This window comes from Micromonospora sp. NPDC047670 (genome assembly GCF_043204915.1).
Classification (GTDB): Bacteria; Actinomycetota; Actinomycetes; order Mycobacteriales; family Micromonosporaceae; genus Micromonospora.
In genome coordinates this window covers 53,764-68,163 of the sequence record NZ_JBIDDA010000018.1, presented here as the reverse complement: position 1 = coordinate 68,163, position 14,400 = coordinate 53,764, and the positions used below count along the sequence as shown (strand labels likewise).

Here is a 14,400-nt window from a genome sequence, read left to right as displayed (position 1 = left end):
TATGATGCCGTCATGCACACGTCGTTGCCGGACTTCCGCATGCCGCACGACGAGCAGGTCCAACTCGCCGCCGAGGGGTTCCGGCTACTCGCCGATCCCACCCGCATCAAAATTCTCTGGGCCTTGATGCAGGGCGAGTCCTCCGTCGCATGCCTGGCCGAACTGGTCGGCGCGGCACCCACCGCCGTCAGCCAGCACCTCGCGAAACTGCGTCTGGCGGGACTGGTGCGCGGCCGGCGCGAGGGCACCTTCGTCTACTACTCCGCCGCCGACGTCCACGTGCAGCGACTGCTCGCCGAGGCGCTCTTCCACGCCGACCACCACGACAGCGGCACCACCGCCCACGCTCCCGGCCGGCCGGTCGGCCGGACGGGGGACGCGCACGAGCAGCATCGAGCGTAGGGACGCCAGCAGCCGTACGCCCCACGACGCTGCGGTCAACACCCGCCCGCAGCGCTACCCGGCCGTGAGGCTGAGCCGCACGTTGACACAGGCAGGCAGTCAGAGCCAGCCGCGCTCGCGGGCCTGCCACCCCAGTTGCATCCGCGACCGCGAGTTGGTCAGCTCCATGAGGTGTTGCACCCGGCGGACCACCGTGCGGCGGCTGAGGCCCAGCCGCGCGCCGACCGCCTCGTCGGTCAGGCCGGCGACGAGCAGGGACAGCAGGTGCCGGTCGGCGGCCGAGACGGTCGCGGCGGCGGCGAGGTCGGCGGAGTCGGCCACGGACAGGGGCGTGGCCTGGGTCCAGACGGTCTCGAAAAGCGCGATCAACGCGTCGAGCAGGCCACACGGGTGCACCAGCAACGCCGCGTCGTGTGCCGAGCGCGTCCAGGCCAGCGGCAGCAGGGCCAGTTCCCGGTCGGCGACGGCAAGCTTGGTCGGCAGGCCGTGCGCCAACCGGGCGTGCTCGCCCTCCTGGACATGGACGACGACGCTCTTGACGAAGCCGGGGTCGGTCAGGGCGTCCACGTCGTACACCGCCCGGTAGGTGATCCCGGCGGCCTGCCGTTCGAGCTGCTGGCGGTTGACGTCCTTCGGCACCGCGTACGGCGGCGCGACCAGCACCCGCATCTGCTGACGGGCGGCACGTTGCAACCGGTCGAAGGCCTGCGCGACCGCCGCCCGGCCGGACACGATCTCGATCAGCTCCTCGGTGCGCCGGTTGCTGGCCCGGCTGCGCGCCTCCTGCGCGAGGCGGTGCGCGGCCGCCCGCACGCCCTCCAGCTCCTCCTGGCGGCGGCGGACCTGTTGTTCCACCGCCAGCTCAGGGGGAACCGGAACGACCCGCTCCTCGGGAGCCGGGGTGTGGTGCACGAAGCCCTTGCGCTGCAGGGAGAGCACCGCGCGACGCACCCGGGCGGGGGTGAGCCCGGTCCGGGCGGTCAGCTGCGTCAGCGTCGCACCGCCCTGGCGGACCAGGGCGAGGTAGGCCGCCTCCTCCGCCGCGCTCAGCCCCGCCGGTCCAAGCACGATCGTCCTCCCTGGCGCATCTGGGCCGTGTCACAGCTGCGCTGACTCTAGATCCTTTACGGGCCTGCTCACCAGGTGTGACGCTGCCTGCCGTACGGCCGGCACGTCAAAGGAGTCTCGTGTTCAGCTGGTTACGCAGAGTGCTCGCCGCGGTGGTGGCTGCCGTCACCGTGGTCGCCGTCACGCCGTCGACCGGATCGGCCTTCGCAACTGACGCAGTTGCGCCAAGCGCGCCGCCCGGCTCGGTGTACACGGTCACGCTGATCAACGGTGATGTCGTCCGGCTCACCCGCTTCGCCGACGGCCGGCAGGAGGCGACCGTCGACGACCGGGGCACGCCCGACCGCCCCGGCTTCCGACTGTCCCACCGCGACGGCGACGTCTACGTGGTGCCCGACGAGGCGGTGCCGTACGTCTCCGCCGGCCTGCTCGACGAGGCGCTGTTCAACGTCACGGACCTGGTCGCGGAGGGCTACCACGACGCGGCCAGTCCGACGCTTCCGCTGCTGGTGGCCGGGACGCCCGCCACCGCCGGCGCTCGTGCGGTGGTGCCGGACACCCCGCCCGGCGCCGCCCGGACCCGGGTGCTGTCCAGCATCGGCGCGGTCGCGGTCGCCGGGCGCAAGACGGAGGCGCGGGTGCTCTGGGCGGCGCTGACGGCCGGGCCGCGTACCCTCGCCGGCGGCGCCCGGAGGGTGTGGCTGGACCGGCGGGTCCGTGCCGACCTGGCCGACAGCGTGCCCCAGATCGGCGCGCCGGCGGCGTGGAAGGCCGGGTACGACGGGCGGGGCGTCACCGTGGCGGTGCTCGACAGCGGTTACGACCCGACCCACCCCGACCTGGCCGGCCGGGTGGCCGCCACCGCCGACTTCACCACCGACGGCGGTACGGCGGTCGACCGGTTCGGGCACGGTACGCACGTCGCCGCCACCATCGCCGGAGCCGGGAAGGCCGGACGCGCCGGCGGCCGGGGCGTGGCCCCGGGCGCCCGGCTGCTCGTCGGCAAGGTCCTCGACGACTCCGGCTACGGCGACCTCTCCTGGGTGATCGCCGGTATGGAGTGGGCGGTGGGCCAGGGTGCTCGCGTGGTCAACGTCAGCCTCGGCGCGCAGTCGTACGGCGGCCCGGACCCGGTCAGCGAGGCGGTCGACGCGCTGAGTGCCAACTCGGGCACGCTCTTCGTGGTGAGCGCCGGCAACTCCGGCCCCGGGCCGCAGACCGTCGGCACGCCCGGCATCGCCACCGCCGCGCTGACCGTGGGCGCCGTGTCCAGGCAGGACGAGCTGGCGGGGTTCTCCAGCCGTGGTCCGCGCCTCGACGACGGCGCGGTCAAGCCCGAGATCACCGCACCGGGTGTCGGGATCGTGGCGGCCCGGGCGGCCGGCACCTCGCTCGGTGAGGTGGTCGACCGGTCCTACACCGGGATGTCCGGTACCTCCATGGCGGCGCCGCACGTGGCCGGCGCGGCCGCGCTGCTCGCGCAGGCCCACCCCGACTGGCGGCCCGAACAGCTCAAGGCCGCACTGGTCGGCAGCGCCATGCCGGTCGACACGGCGCCGGTCTGGGCGCAGGGCGTCGGCCGGGTGGACGTCCCGGCGGCGCTGGGCCGGACCGTCCAGGTCGACACCGCCAACGTCGTGCTCGGGCAGGTGCCGGCCGGGTCCGGCCCCCGCCGTGCCGACGTGGTGTACCGCAACACCGGCAGCAGGCCCCTCACCCTGGACCTGGCGGTGGCCGCCACCGACACCGGCGCCACCGGCCGGGCTGCCGCGCTGACCGTCACGCCGGCCCGGCTGACCATCGCCGCCGGTGGACGGGCGACGGCGACCGTACGGCTGGACACCGCGGCGACCAGGCCGAACCAGTACGCCGGGGTGCTCACCGCGACCGCTGCCGGACTGCGACTGCGCGTCCCGGTCGGTGTCAGCGTGACCCCGCCGGTGCACACCCTCACCATCGAGGCGACCGACCGCGACGGTCAGCCGGCCGCCGGATTCCCCAACCGGGCCGAGCTGTGGAACCTGGACACGGGCGAGCAGCACTACGGTTTCTTCTCCGACGGCCGGGCGACGGTGGAACTGCCCGCCGGCCGGTACTCCGTGATGGCGCTCGTGCACAGCCTGGACGACGGCGGCACCGAGACGGACATCACCCTGGCGGGCGATCCGGAGCTGCGCGTCGACGCGGACCGCACCCTGCGCCTCGACGCGCGCGCCGGCAACGAGATCCGCATGGACGTCGCGGACCCGACCGTGGTCAGCCGCGCCGCCATCTCGTGGCAGCGCACCGCCGGGAGCCGGTCGAACCTGTCCGGCTGGGCGTTCAACCCGCGGCACGTCCGGCGGGTCTACGCGGTACCGACCCGGCCGGTCTCCACCGGTACGTTCCAGTTCTTCAGCCGGTGGGATCTGAGCGCCCCCGAGCTGACCGCCGAGGTGACCGGCGCCGGCGGCTTCCGCCTGGATCGGCCGCTGCCGGTGGAGTACGCGCCGTTGTTCGACGGCACCCGCACGTTGCCGCTGGTCGACGGCGGCGACGGCGAGCCCGCCAGGCTGGGGGCCGCCCGCGGTGCCGCGCTGCTGCTGCGGTACGTCGGTGCGGAGACGGTCACGGAGCAGTTGCGGGCCGCGGCCGCGGCCGGTGCCGTGGTGGTGTTCTTCGCCTCCGGTGCGCCGGGGAGCATCACCGCGAGCGGCGTCGACTCGTCGGTACCGGCCTACCAGGTCGAGTACGCCGACGGTCAGCGGCTGCGCGAGCGGATGGCGGCCGGGAGGGTCACCGTCAGCCTGACCGGCGTGGCCCACACCCCCTACCGCTACGACCTGCTGCTGGCCGAGCCGGGCCGGATCCCCGCCGACCTGCACTACACGGCGGCCGAGCTGGCGCTGGCCACCGTGGAGAGTGAGTTCCACCAGCACGCGCCGGAGATGTGGGCGCTGGACTCCAGGGCCGGCTACCCGGCCGGGCTGAGCGTCGCGTTCGGCTTCAACCGCGCGGTGAGCGCGGGGCAGCGGCGAACCGACCACGTCAACACCGGCGGGGTGCTCTGGCGCGCCCAGGCCAGCGCCGAGGGTGAGAACCGGGGCCGGCTCCAGGGCACCATGTACGGTCCGCTTAGGGCCTACCGGGCCGGCGAGCGGACGCGGGAGGTGTGGTTCCCGGCGCTGACCCGGCCCGCCGTCCCGCTGGCCGTGCCCAACCATCCGTACGGGACACCGGTCAACCGGTGGCACGACAGCATCCGGGTAGCCGTGCCGCAGTACGCCGACGGTGCCGTCGGGACGTACGGCTGGATCGACGGTGGCTCCGACCGGGCACGGTTGACCCTGCGCCGCGGTGACCGGGTCGTCGGCACCACCACTGGATCATCGCAGCAGTTCACGGTCGGGTCGGGCAACGGGACGTACCACCTGACGCTGGACGTCACCCGGGACAGCTTTCCGGGGAGGGTCTGGTGGACCACCTCGACCGCGACCTCCACCACGTGGACGTTCCGGTCCGGGCGACCCAGGGGCGAGCAGCCGCAGGTGTTGACGTTGCCGCAGATCCACTACGACATCCGGACCGACCTGTCCAACGCGGTGCGCGCCGGTCAGCCGTACCCGCTGACGCTCAGCCCCGGCTACCAGCCGGGCGCGACCGGGCCCGGCCGGTTCGACGTCACGGTGCGGGTGTCCTACGACGACGGCGCCCACTGGCGGAAGGTGCCGGTCCGCGGCACCGGAACGGTGACGGCGACCATCCCGGCGGCACCGACGAACGCCCGCTTCGCCACCGTCCGGGTCACCGCCACCGACCGCGCCGGAAACCGCATCGATCAGACCATCACCCGGGCCTGGAAGGTGCTGCCCTGACCTCACCGGCCGGACGGGCCGGCCTCGCCGCTGCGACGGCGCGGGCCCGACCGGCGCCGTGGAGGGCGGTCCCCAATGGCTCTCCACGGCCGGCGGTGCCGGGCGACCCCACCCCTGTCGCCCGGCACCGCCCTCACTCAGACGTCGCCGGATCTCCCTGCCGGCAGCGCCGACCTGCGCGTGTCACGCGCGGCAGAACCGGCAGCGGAGCCGGGTTCGCGTCGACCGCGCGGCGCGCGGTCAGGTTGGCTAGACTTCAGGTTGGCAGCTCAACCGTGCTCTGCTGTAGCGGGCGCGGCCTCGGGAGGGTGTTCCAGCACCCTCTCGAGGGCTCGTCCATCCGGACGACGCCTACTCGCAGAAGACCCGCACCTTGGCGTCGGCCTGATCGATGTCCACGGTCATCTCGTCGAGGTGATCCACGAGCGCCTCGAGCTGTTCGGGCTTGAGTTGCGTCAGGTCGAACGGCACGCCCGACTTGTTCAGTTCGGCGTTGGCCTTGCCCAGTGCCTGCGGCGGGATGAGGGCCGCGAGCCGCACGCCGGCACGCAGCAGTTGCAGCGGCACCCGCACGTTGACCCGTATCGGCTCGCCGCCCTCAACGGCGTCCACCAGCACCCGCAGGTACTTGGCCTTGCCCTTCGGGCGGGCGTCGAGACTCGTCGCCGCCGGCGGCTGGTCCCGTTCCAGCGCGGCGATGAGCTGCTCCGCCTCCGCCGCGGTGATCTTGCCCTCGGCCAGCATGTCGAGGATGTCCTTGCGCTGTTCGTTCATCGAGGTCTCCTAACGGATGGATACGAGCACGGCCGTACGGCCCTGCGTGACGTCGACCCAGGTGCCGGGCAGCGCGGTGACGACGCGCCAACCGGCCCCGATTGCTCGCACCACACCGAGGCGGTACACGAGGCAGGCCACGGCCGCCAACAGTAGGGCCAGGACCACTACCGGCAGGAACACGAGCACCACGGGGAGCACCGGGACCGAGATCCGGATGGGACGACCGTCCGGGCGCCTGACCTGCACGGTCAACCACCGGGGCATCACGCGCGCACGTCCAGTTCGGACAGCGCCTGCTGCGCGGTGATCTCGCCACGACGCAACCGATCGATGATCTCGGACCGCGACGGTGCCGGATCGGTTTCGACGAAGTCCAGCATCTGCGTGATCCGGTTCAGTCGCGACTTGATCGTCGGGTAGCTCACCCCGAAGATCCGCTCCATCTCCTTGATGGAACCGTGACACCGCACGAACGCCGTGACGAAGACCTGATCCTCGACGCTGAGCCGGGCCAGTTGCGGTGGCTCGAACTCGCCCTCGATTGCGACGCCGCTGCCGGCCAGGCGCACTCGCTCGACGACGAACGGCTGGCCGCGGGTCAGGTTGGTGAGTTCCTGCCAGTCCATCGCCTGTTCTGTCATGACAAGATCTTAGACCCAAATACATTAATTTCCAAGAGGTCGGCCTTAATTTTCTTAAGATTACCCCTCAGCCCTCTGGCCTCGTCGCACGCCGCCTCACGCCACACCCCAGCGTCGCCGCTGGTGATCGCCTTCGTCGAGATCCGCCACCGGCCACCAGCGTCGCCGGCACGTCAACGGCGGGCCCCCGCGCCGCCCGCGTCCGCACCTGCCCCCGCTTGGCCCGGCAGCGGGCAGGCCACGACCGCTGCCGGCGTACCGGCCGGGCGTCGACCGGCAGCCGCGGCGGTCCGCGCCGACAGCGGCGGACATCCTCCGGCGGAGGCGAGTGCGACCCGAAGACGCGACCCCTGGGCGAGGGCCGTTGAGTCGGGGCACCCAGGGCCGTTGAGTATCTGTGACCAGGTGAGCGGCCTGCGAGCGTTCCTATCCTTGCCGCGTGGTGATGACCTTCCTGCGTCAGTGGACGCTGCGGTTCGCGAGCTTCTCGTTGACCGGCCTCTACACGCTGCACCAGGTTCATCCGGCGGTGTGGCGGTTCATGGCGCGCAACTATCGCCCGTACATGGGTCGCTTCGCTCGGCTGCACGCGTGGATGACCTGCCAGTTCGCCGCGATCGACGTCCCCGCGTACGGCGACTTCCTGCGCCGCAACGGATGGCGGTTCCGCTGGTTCGACCTGTCGTCGTACCCGCCGACGGACAAGCAGTCGTACGTGATGGCGTACCCGGAGGCCCAGCGTTGCTGGCACGGCGAGATCGAGATCGCCGGCAGCGTCGTCGACGAGTCCTCTGGCTCGTCCGGCCAGCCGTTCAACTGGATCCGCGGCCGCCGCGAACTGCGCTCGGTGCACAAGAACCTGGCCGGCTACGCCACCATGGTGTTCCCGTCGAAGCGGCGCTTCGTCATCAACGCGTACTCGATGGGCGCCTGGGCCACGGGCACCAACACGGGCATCGCCATGTCCACGATCGCCATGGTGAAGAACACCGGCCCGGACCTGCAGAAGATCGCGGACACGCTGCGGTACTTCGGGCCCGGCTTCGAGTACATCGTCACCGCGTACCCGCCGTTCCTCAAGCACCTGCGCGACAAACTCGACGCCGAGGACTTCCCCTGGGGCGAGTACCGCATCAGCGGTCTGGTCGGCGGCGAGGGGATGACCGAGGCGCTGCGTGACTACCTGGAGGAGCGTTTCCGCAAGGTGCGCTCCGGCTACGGCGCCAGCGACCTCACCATCGGTATCGCCGGGGAGACCGACTTCACCGTCTGGGTCCGTCGCCGGCTGCGCACCGACGCAGCCCTGCGGGCCGCCCTGCTCGGCCCCGACGAGCACCGGCTGGCGATGGTCTTCCAGTACAACCCGCTCGAGACGTACCTGGAGACCAACGCCGACCACGAGGTGATCTGCACGATCAACTCGACGGCGGTGCTCACCCCCAAGGTCCGCTACAACATCGGCGACGAGGGCCGGCTGACCGCGTACCCGGACGTGTTGGCCGCGATCGGCGACCCGGCCGCGCGGCTCGACGCCGAACGCGCGGCGCGGGCCGACCGGATGCGGCTGCCGCTGCTGTTCCTGTTCGGCCGCAAGGACAGCACGATCTCCTACATGGGCGCCAACATCTACCCGCAGGACGTCGAGTACGGCCTCTACGCCGGCAATCCCCTCGCGCACCTGCTGCAGAGCTTCTGCCTGGAGCTGGAGGAGCACGCGGACCTGGAGAGCCGGCCGGTGATCAACCTGCAGCTGCGCGAGGATCTCGCGCTCGACCCCGACGAGCGGCTGGCCCTCGCCGAGACCTGCCGCGACGGGGTGCTGCGCTACCTCTCCGAGGCCAGCCGGGACTTCGCCGAGTCCCTCGCCGAGGACCCGTCCGCGGCCGACCTTCGGGTGAAGGTCCACGACCACGGCACGGGACCGTTCGCCGGCACCACGACCAAGATCAAGAATGTGTACCTGGTGAAGGGCGCGACGGCGTGAGGACCTCCGACTTCTCCGCCGCGCCGCCGGTCGGTCAGGCCACCGCCATGTTCGTCGGCGCCACCCGGTACCGGGGGCCACGCTCGATCCTCACCCTGACCCGCACCTGGTTCAGGATGGTCAAGCAGATGAAGCGGATGGACGGATACCGGTGGCACACCGTGTATTACCAGTTCCCGTTCACGCTCGGCACCATCGCGTTCTTCAGCGACCGCGACGCGCTGCTGAAATTCGCCCGCAGCCGCCACCACCGCGACCTCATGTGCTGGGTGACCGACCACGGCACGCGGAACGCGACCGGCGGCTACATCCGGCTGTACAACGCCGAGCCCGAGGGCTACAGCAACGGCGTCTGGCGCGCCGAGGCCGACGGCATGGCGCACATCCCGACCTTCACCCCGCTGTCCACCGAGACGGCCGGCCCGCCGGTGCACCGCGCATGAGGGTGACTCCGGTGAGGTCACGGGCCGACCTGCGCGCGTTCGTCGACCTCCCGCTTCGACTGCATCCGACCAACCGGTACGTGCCCCTGCTGTCGTCGGTGATCGCCGCGCACCGGCGTTTCGCTGAGCTGTTCCTCGTCCGCGACGAACGCGGCGTGGTGGTCGGGCGCACCAGCGTGCACCGCAGCGCCGCCTTCGACGCCAAGGTCGGCCCGCGGCAACTGTTCGGGCACACCGAGTTCGTCGACGACGACGCGGTCTTCGCGGCCATCCTGGCCACGGTCGAGGCCCGGGCCGACGGCCGGCCGCTGTTCGGACCGGTCGCGTTGCTGCCCAACCAGACCGGCGGGGTCATCACCTCCGGCTCCGCCGAGCGCGGCTTCGCGGATTCGGCCTGGAACCCCGCCTACTACCCCGCGACGTACGAGCGGCACGGCTTCCGGCGCCGTTTCGAGGCCGACACCTGGCTGGTCGACCTCCGCGGCAGGGCCTCCGCGGCCGGCTCGACCACCGCCGGCGCCGACCGTGATCACGGGTTCAGCTTCGACGACACCCGCATCGCCTCGGAACGGCTCGTCATCCGGCACGGCTCTCGGCGACACTTCCGCGAGCAACTGCCGATCCTGCGGCGGCTGCTCAACGCCAGCTTCGCGCAGCTCGGCTACTACACCGAGATCTCCGCCGAGCAACTGGCCGAGCAGACCGACGGCCTCGCGTACCTGCTCGACGAGGGGTTGCTGCTCTGGCTGGAGAAGGCCGGCCGACCGATCGCGTTCGTCGTGACGGTGCCGGACATCTCCGAGTTCCTCATGGCGGTCGGTGGCCGGCTCGGCCCGCTCAACCAGCTCCGCCTGCTGGTTACCCGCGCCCGGTACCGCCGCGACGCGGTGCTCATCGTCAAGGGCACCGTGCCCGAAGAACAGGGCAAGGGGTACCTGACCCTGCTGTCGCGCCAGTTGCACCGCAATCTTGCCGCCGGCGGGTACCGGACGCTGCGCAGCACCTTCGTCGAGCGGGAGAACGCCGCCTCGGCCGCCCAGTACCGGCGGGCCGGCGGGCGGCCGCTGCACGGATACACGTTCTACGAGAAGGCACCGGCATGACCTGGGTCGAGCAGCTCCGGGCGCACGAGGCGGTCTGCCGCCGGGCGCCCAGCGCACACAACACGCAGCCGTGGCGGCCCGGGTACCACGCCGACCAGATCGTCATCGACGTCGACCCGGCCCGTACCCTGCCCGACTCCGACCCGACCGGGCGCGACCTCGGCCTCGGCATCGGCGCGTTCGTCGAGACGTGCCTCATCGTCGCCGCCGACCTCGGCCTCCACGTCACCGCGGCGCCCGGTCCCCGCCTGGTCGCCGCGACGCACCGGTATCCGACCCCGTTCACGACAGCCGACGTCGAGGCCCGCCGGGTCGCCCGCGGCCGGTACGCTGCCGGGCCCGTCGACGCGGCCGCGCTCGCCGACCTCGGCCCCGGCTTCGTCCACCTTGCCGCCCGGAATCTCGCGAGCGAACTGGTGGTCGCCGACCGCTGGCAGTTCGACACCCCGCCCGTCGCGGTCGAGCTGCGCGACTGGCTGCGCCTCGACCCCCGCCGTCCGCGCTACCACCTCGACGGCCTCACCGACCGGGCCCTCGTCCTGTCCCGGTTCGAGGCGCGGTTCCTGGCCGCCGCGCTGCGCGCGTACCCGCTCACCCGACGGCTGGGCCTCGCGGCGCTGCTGGCCGCCAGCGGCCGGAACCTCCTGCGGTACGACGGCAGCGTCCTGGTCATGCTGCCGGCGGGGGACGACCACATCGCCGCGGGACGACGCCTCCTGCGCGGCTGGCTGACCCTCGCCCGGCACGGCCTGGCGGTCCATCCGCTCAGCCAGCTCATCGACTGTCCGGTGACCGCCGCCAGGCTCGCCGAACGGGTGGGTGCCCAGCCGCTCGCGGTGTTCCGAGTCGGCCGGCCCCTCGCCGAGCCGACCCGCTCGGCCCGGCTCCCACCTCGGCGTCGAGTGGCGCAGAACCCCCGGCGGTAGTACCCGCGGCACCGTCTCCGAGCCGAGCGTCGCGGTGTGAGGGCGTCGTGCCGCCTCGTCGGGAGCGACGCCGCCTGCCTCGATGCCCTACTCCGGGCAGCCGGACGTCACCACGTTGGTGGTCGAACCCAAGCGGAGCACGCGCGGGGCGGGGTCGTGACAGGTGCTCAGCGGAAGGCGTCGGCGTGTGCCTCCGCCCACTGGCGGAACGTCCTCGCCGGCCGGCCGAGGAGGTCGGGGACCGTCGGACGCACGACGGTGTCGTCGTACGCCCCGTCGACGAAGAAGTTGACGAAGGCGTCGACGTATTCGGGCGGCATGGTGGCAGCCAGTTCCGCCCGGGCTTCGTCGTCCGTGAGTGGGCGCAGGTGCAGGTCCCGACCGAGCAGGCGGGCCAGGATGCGGATGCGGTCGGCGGGCAGGGTGGCCTCGGGACCGGTGAGCCGGTAGATGGCGTGGTCGTGGCCTGGTGTGGTGAGGGCGGCCGCGGCGACCGCGGCGATGTCGAGGGGATCGATGCCGGCGACAGGCACGTCGGCGAACGGCTCTCGCACGACGTTTCCGGCACGTAGCTGCGGCAGCCAGCGCAGTGCGTTGGAGTGGAAACCGCTGGGGCGCAGGATGGTCCACGGGAGGCCGGCGCCCTTGACCGCCGCCTCGGCGACGGCGTGGTGACGAACGACCACGTTGGCGGGGTCGCCGCCGTCGACGGCTCCCGACGACAGCAGGACGACGTGCCGGGCTCCGGCGTCGCAGATCTTCGTCAGCAGGCCGGGCATGTCGGCGTACCCACTGAGGAGAAAGACGCCGCGCACCCCGTTGAGCGCCGCGGTCAGGCTGGCGGGGTCGTTGAGATCGCCGACCGCCCGTTCCACGTCGGGCGGCAGCGACGAGTCCCGGTCGGTGCGGGTGAGCGCACGCACCGGCTCACCGGCCCGACGCAGTACGTGGACCAGTTCTCCGCCGACGTTGCCGGTGGCTCCGGCTATGAGCAACATGTCGATATTCTCCTGAGTGGGTACGAGACGTAGTGCTCGTGGCGATACGGTCCAGGCGGTCCATGCCCCAGCCTGTCAGCGCACCGGCCCCGCGCAGAAGACGGAGTGGCTGCAGGAACGCCTGCAGGAACCTGCGCGGCCCGCTGGCGGCGAGAACGCGCACCGGCGGGTGGACCGTCAGGCGCCGGTACGGCCCGGGGGTGAGAGTGAAAGCTTGGCTGCCTGGACCGTGAGGGCCAGCTGGACGCGGTTCTGGGTCGCCGTCTTGCTGAGGATGGCGCTGATGTAGCCCTTGACGGTCGGGACGGTGAGGTGGAGGTCGGCGGCGATCTGGGCGTTCGACTTGCCATCGGCGACCGCGGAGGCGACCTGCATCTCGCGGGCGCTCAGCTGCTGCAGACGTTTCTGTGCCGCCTGTCGGTCGGTGCCGTGACCGGCGTCGGCCGCAAGCATGGTGATGACACTGCGAGCGACCTCGGGCGACAGCATGCTGCCTCCGTCACGGACCGACCGGACGGCCCGGACGATGTCTTCCGGTGGGGCGTGCTTGAGCAGATAGCCGACCGCGCCGGCCCGGACGGCCCTGGCGACCAGATCGTGGTCGTCGAACGTGGTGAGGACGACCACCGCGGGGCTGCTGCCGCGTTCCCGCAGGCGCTGTGTGGCGGTGATGCCGTCGATCGTCTTCATCCGCAGGTCCATCAGCACGACATGGGGACGATGCAGGTCGACCATGCCGGGCACATCGGAGCCGTCGGCCGCCTCGGCCACCACGCGGATGCCGTGGACGCCATCCAGCATGGCCCGCAGCCCCATCCGCACCAACGGGTCGTCGTCCACCAGCGCGACGCGGGTCGTCTCCGGCAGCTCTTCCATGCCTAGATCTCCCACGGGAGTCGCGCGTTGACGACGAACCGGTTGCCGGCTCGTCCTGACCTGAAGCTCCCGCCCAGGAGCGAGACCCGTTCGCGGAGCCCGATCAGCCCGGTCCCCGTGCCGGGGATGCTCGCCGCCGTTGGCCTGCCGCCGAGCGGAGTGCTGACGGTAACGACGATTTCCCCCGGCGCGCCCGCTTCGACCGTGATGTGGACCGGCGACGCGGGCGCGTGCTTGCGGGCGTTCGTCAGGCCCTCCTGGACGATCCGGTACGCGGTCGCGGCGGCGTTCGGGGAGGTTGCGAGGTCCGCCTGGTCGATACGCTGGTCGAGGTGGATCTCCGTACCGCTGAGCCGGGACTCCTGCACGAGCGTGGCCAGGTCGTCCAGCGTGACCTGGGGCTGCAGCGCGTTCGCCTCGCCGGCCTGCCCGTCGCGGAGGATCCCGATCACCTTGTGGAGGTCGCCGAGCGCGTCGTGGCTGGCCTGCCGGACGATGGTGGCCATGGAGCGCGTCTGCTCCGGTGACAGGTCGCACCGGAAGGCGAGCGCCCCGGCGTGAACGCTGAGCAGCGACAGACGGTGGGCGAGAGTGTCGTGCATCTCCCGCGCGATCCGGCGCCGCTCCTGGTCGCGGATGGTCGCCGCGAGCAGTGCCTGCCCGACCTCCAGATCGTGGGCGCGCTCCAGGACGGCGCGCAGATAGCCGCGTTGGGCGCGGATCATCAGGCCCCAGCCCACGACGGCCAGGTTCATCAGCCCGCCCATGATGATCTGGGTCTGGTAGCTGTAGCCGGCGGCTTGGGGATACAGCAGCGGAAAGCAGAACGTGGCGGCCAGTTGCGCCGCGGTCAGCGCCGCGACGACCTTCGGGCGTACGCGAATGGCTGCGGTGAGCAGCGCGACCATGGCGGCGCCGGCGGCGGATGCGGACACGGCCGACGCGGCGATGGTCAACCCCCCGACCGCCGCCGGGCACCGTCGCCGCCACGCCAGCGAACCGCAGGCGACGGCGCCGAGTACCAGGTCGGTGACCAGGCCGGCACGGGTGTGGGCGCCGATGGTCGGGATCAGGATGAAGCCACCGAACCCGATCGCGGCGAGGAGAAGGACGGCGTCGACCAGAAGCTGGCGGCGGATCAGACCGAGACGATCGCCTGAGCCGGCGACGGTGGAGTAGACGAGCATGTGCCACCGGCCGCGGGGCGGGGTCGGCGGCGCAGCCGGCGGACTTGTCACGTTGTCCGAGGTTAGCCAGCCTGCCGCGGCGCACCAACCTACTTCGGTAGGGTGCTGGACCCTTCGCTGGTCGTACCGATTCGCCCTGCT

General features: G+C 72.0%; 14 protein-coding genes. 6 read left to right on the top strand and 8 right to left on the bottom strand.

The genetic code is table 11. The annotated features are described in order from the left end of the window. Positions 1-12 precede the first annotated feature (12 nt). Positions 13-402: an ArsR/SmtB family transcription factor gene (locus ACGF7U_RS28720; protein ID WP_393111925.1), complete on the top strand. Its 390-nt coding sequence runs from the start codon at positions 13-15 to the stop codon at positions 400-402. Positions 403-501: 99 nt separating this feature from the next. Here ACGF7U_RS28720 and ACGF7U_RS28715 read toward each other — a convergent pair whose 3' ends face one another. Further along, a complete protein-coding gene (locus tag ACGF7U_RS28715) occupies positions 502-1,470 on the bottom strand; it encodes a helix-turn-helix domain-containing protein (protein WP_393111923.1) in 969 nt (322 codons plus the stop codon). A gap of 106 nt (positions 1,471-1,576) precedes the next feature. After that, positions 1,577-1,729 (bottom strand): hypothetical protein, encoded by a 153-nt coding sequence (locus tag ACGF7U_RS28710; RefSeq protein WP_393111921.1) that lies wholly within the window; start codon positions 1,727-1,729, stop codon positions 1,577-1,579. On the opposite strand from ACGF7U_RS28710, the gene ACGF7U_RS28705 reads away from it, so the two are divergent. Further along, positions 1,716-5,324: a S8 family serine peptidase gene (locus tag ACGF7U_RS28705; protein ID WP_393111919.1), complete on the top strand. Its 3,609-nt coding sequence runs from the start codon at positions 1,716-1,718 to the stop codon at positions 5,322-5,324. The two genes, ACGF7U_RS28710 and ACGF7U_RS28705, sit on opposite strands and share 14 nt — an antisense overlap. A 351-nt stretch (positions 5,325-5,675) precedes the next feature. Here ACGF7U_RS28705 and ACGF7U_RS28700 read toward each other — a convergent pair whose 3' ends face one another. The 3 genes from ACGF7U_RS28700 to ACGF7U_RS28690 form a co-directional block, all read right to left on the bottom strand. Further along, positions 5,676-6,098, bottom strand: coding sequence for a hypothetical protein (locus tag ACGF7U_RS28700; RefSeq protein WP_393111917.1), 423 nt, complete (start codon positions 6,096-6,098; stop codon positions 5,676-5,678). A gap of 9 nt (positions 6,099-6,107) precedes the next feature. After that, positions 6,108-6,290, bottom strand: coding sequence for a hypothetical protein (locus ACGF7U_RS28695; RefSeq protein ID WP_393111915.1), 183 nt, complete (start codon positions 6,288-6,290; stop codon positions 6,108-6,110). Between the two features lie 74 nt (positions 6,291-6,364). Beyond that, a complete protein-coding gene (locus ACGF7U_RS28690) occupies positions 6,365-6,742 on the bottom strand; it encodes a DUF2089 domain-containing protein (RefSeq protein ID WP_393111913.1) in 378 nt (125 codons plus the stop codon). A 445-nt stretch (positions 6,743-7,187) separates the two neighbouring features. On the opposite strand from ACGF7U_RS28690, the gene ACGF7U_RS28685 reads away from it, so the two are divergent. The 4 genes from ACGF7U_RS28685 to ACGF7U_RS28670 are packed head-to-tail and all read left to right on the top strand — an operon-like array spanning position 7,188 to position 11,198. Continuing rightward, positions 7,188-8,726: a phenylacetate--CoA ligase family protein gene (locus ACGF7U_RS28685; protein WP_393111999.1), complete on the top strand. Its 1,539-nt coding sequence runs from the start codon at positions 7,188-7,190 to the stop codon at positions 8,724-8,726. Further along, positions 8,723-9,169 (top strand): DUF4188 domain-containing protein, encoded by a 447-nt coding sequence (locus ACGF7U_RS28680; protein WP_393111911.1) that lies wholly within the window; start codon positions 8,723-8,725, stop codon positions 9,167-9,169. The genes ACGF7U_RS28685 and ACGF7U_RS28680 overlap by 4 nt, the downstream gene beginning before the upstream one ends. Before the next feature lie 11 nt (positions 9,170-9,180). After that, on the top strand, positions 9,181-10,272 hold the full coding sequence (locus ACGF7U_RS28675; RefSeq protein WP_393111909.1) for a hypothetical protein: 1,092 nt from the start codon (positions 9,181-9,183) through the stop codon (positions 10,270-10,272). Then, the gene (locus ACGF7U_RS28670) at positions 10,269-11,198 is read left to right on the top strand and encodes a hypothetical protein (RefSeq protein WP_393111907.1); all 930 of its coding nucleotides are present in this window, start codon (positions 10,269-10,271) and stop codon (positions 11,196-11,198) included. The genes ACGF7U_RS28675 and ACGF7U_RS28670 overlap by 4 nt, the downstream gene beginning before the upstream one ends. A 167-nt stretch (positions 11,199-11,365) precedes the next feature. Here ACGF7U_RS28670 and ACGF7U_RS28665 read toward each other — a convergent pair whose 3' ends face one another. The 3 genes from ACGF7U_RS28665 to ACGF7U_RS28655 form a co-directional block, all read right to left on the bottom strand. After that, positions 11,366-12,196 carry an NAD(P)H-binding protein gene (locus ACGF7U_RS28665; protein WP_393111905.1) on the bottom strand — a complete coding sequence of 277 codons (831 nt, stop codon included), beginning with the start codon at positions 12,194-12,196 and terminating at the stop codon, positions 11,366-11,368. A gap of 177 nt (positions 12,197-12,373) precedes the next feature. Then, positions 12,374-13,072 carry a response regulator gene (locus ACGF7U_RS28660; RefSeq protein ID WP_393111903.1) on the bottom strand — a complete coding sequence of 233 codons (699 nt, stop codon included), beginning with the start codon at positions 13,070-13,072 and terminating at the stop codon, positions 12,374-12,376. 2 nt (positions 13,073-13,074) lie between these two features. Further along, complete coding sequence (locus ACGF7U_RS28655; protein ID WP_393111901.1) at positions 13,075-14,310, bottom strand: sensor histidine kinase; 1,236 nt, start codon at positions 14,308-14,310, stop codon at positions 13,075-13,077. Positions 14,311-14,400 lie beyond the last annotated feature (90 nt).

Bases quoted from the DNA above. Each gene is read 5' to 3' on its own strand.
- ACGF7U_RS28720 (WP_393111925.1), top strand. From the start codon at position 13: ATGCACACGTCGTTGCCGGACTTCCGCATGCCGCACGACGAGCAGGTC.
- ACGF7U_RS28660 (WP_393111903.1), bottom strand. From the start codon at position 13,072: ATGGAAGAGCTGCCGGAGACGACCCGCGTCGCGCTGGTGGACGACGAC.
- ACGF7U_RS28670 (WP_393111907.1), top strand. From the start codon at position 10,269: ATGACCTGGGTCGAGCAGCTCCGGGCGCACGAGGCGGTCTGCCGCCGG.
- ACGF7U_RS28690 (WP_393111913.1), bottom strand. From the start codon at position 6,742: ATGACAGAACAGGCGATGGACTGGCAGGAACTCACCAACCTGACCCGC.
- ACGF7U_RS28685 (WP_393111999.1), top strand. From the start codon at position 7,188: ATGACCTTCCTGCGTCAGTGGACGCTGCGGTTCGCGAGCTTCTCGTTG.
- ACGF7U_RS28665 (WP_393111905.1), bottom strand. From the start codon at position 12,196: ATGTTGCTCATAGCCGGAGCCACCGGCAACGTCGGCGGAGAACTGGTC.
- ACGF7U_RS28700 (WP_393111917.1), bottom strand. From the start codon at position 6,098: ATGAACGAACAGCGCAAGGACATCCTCGACATGCTGGCCGAGGGCAAG.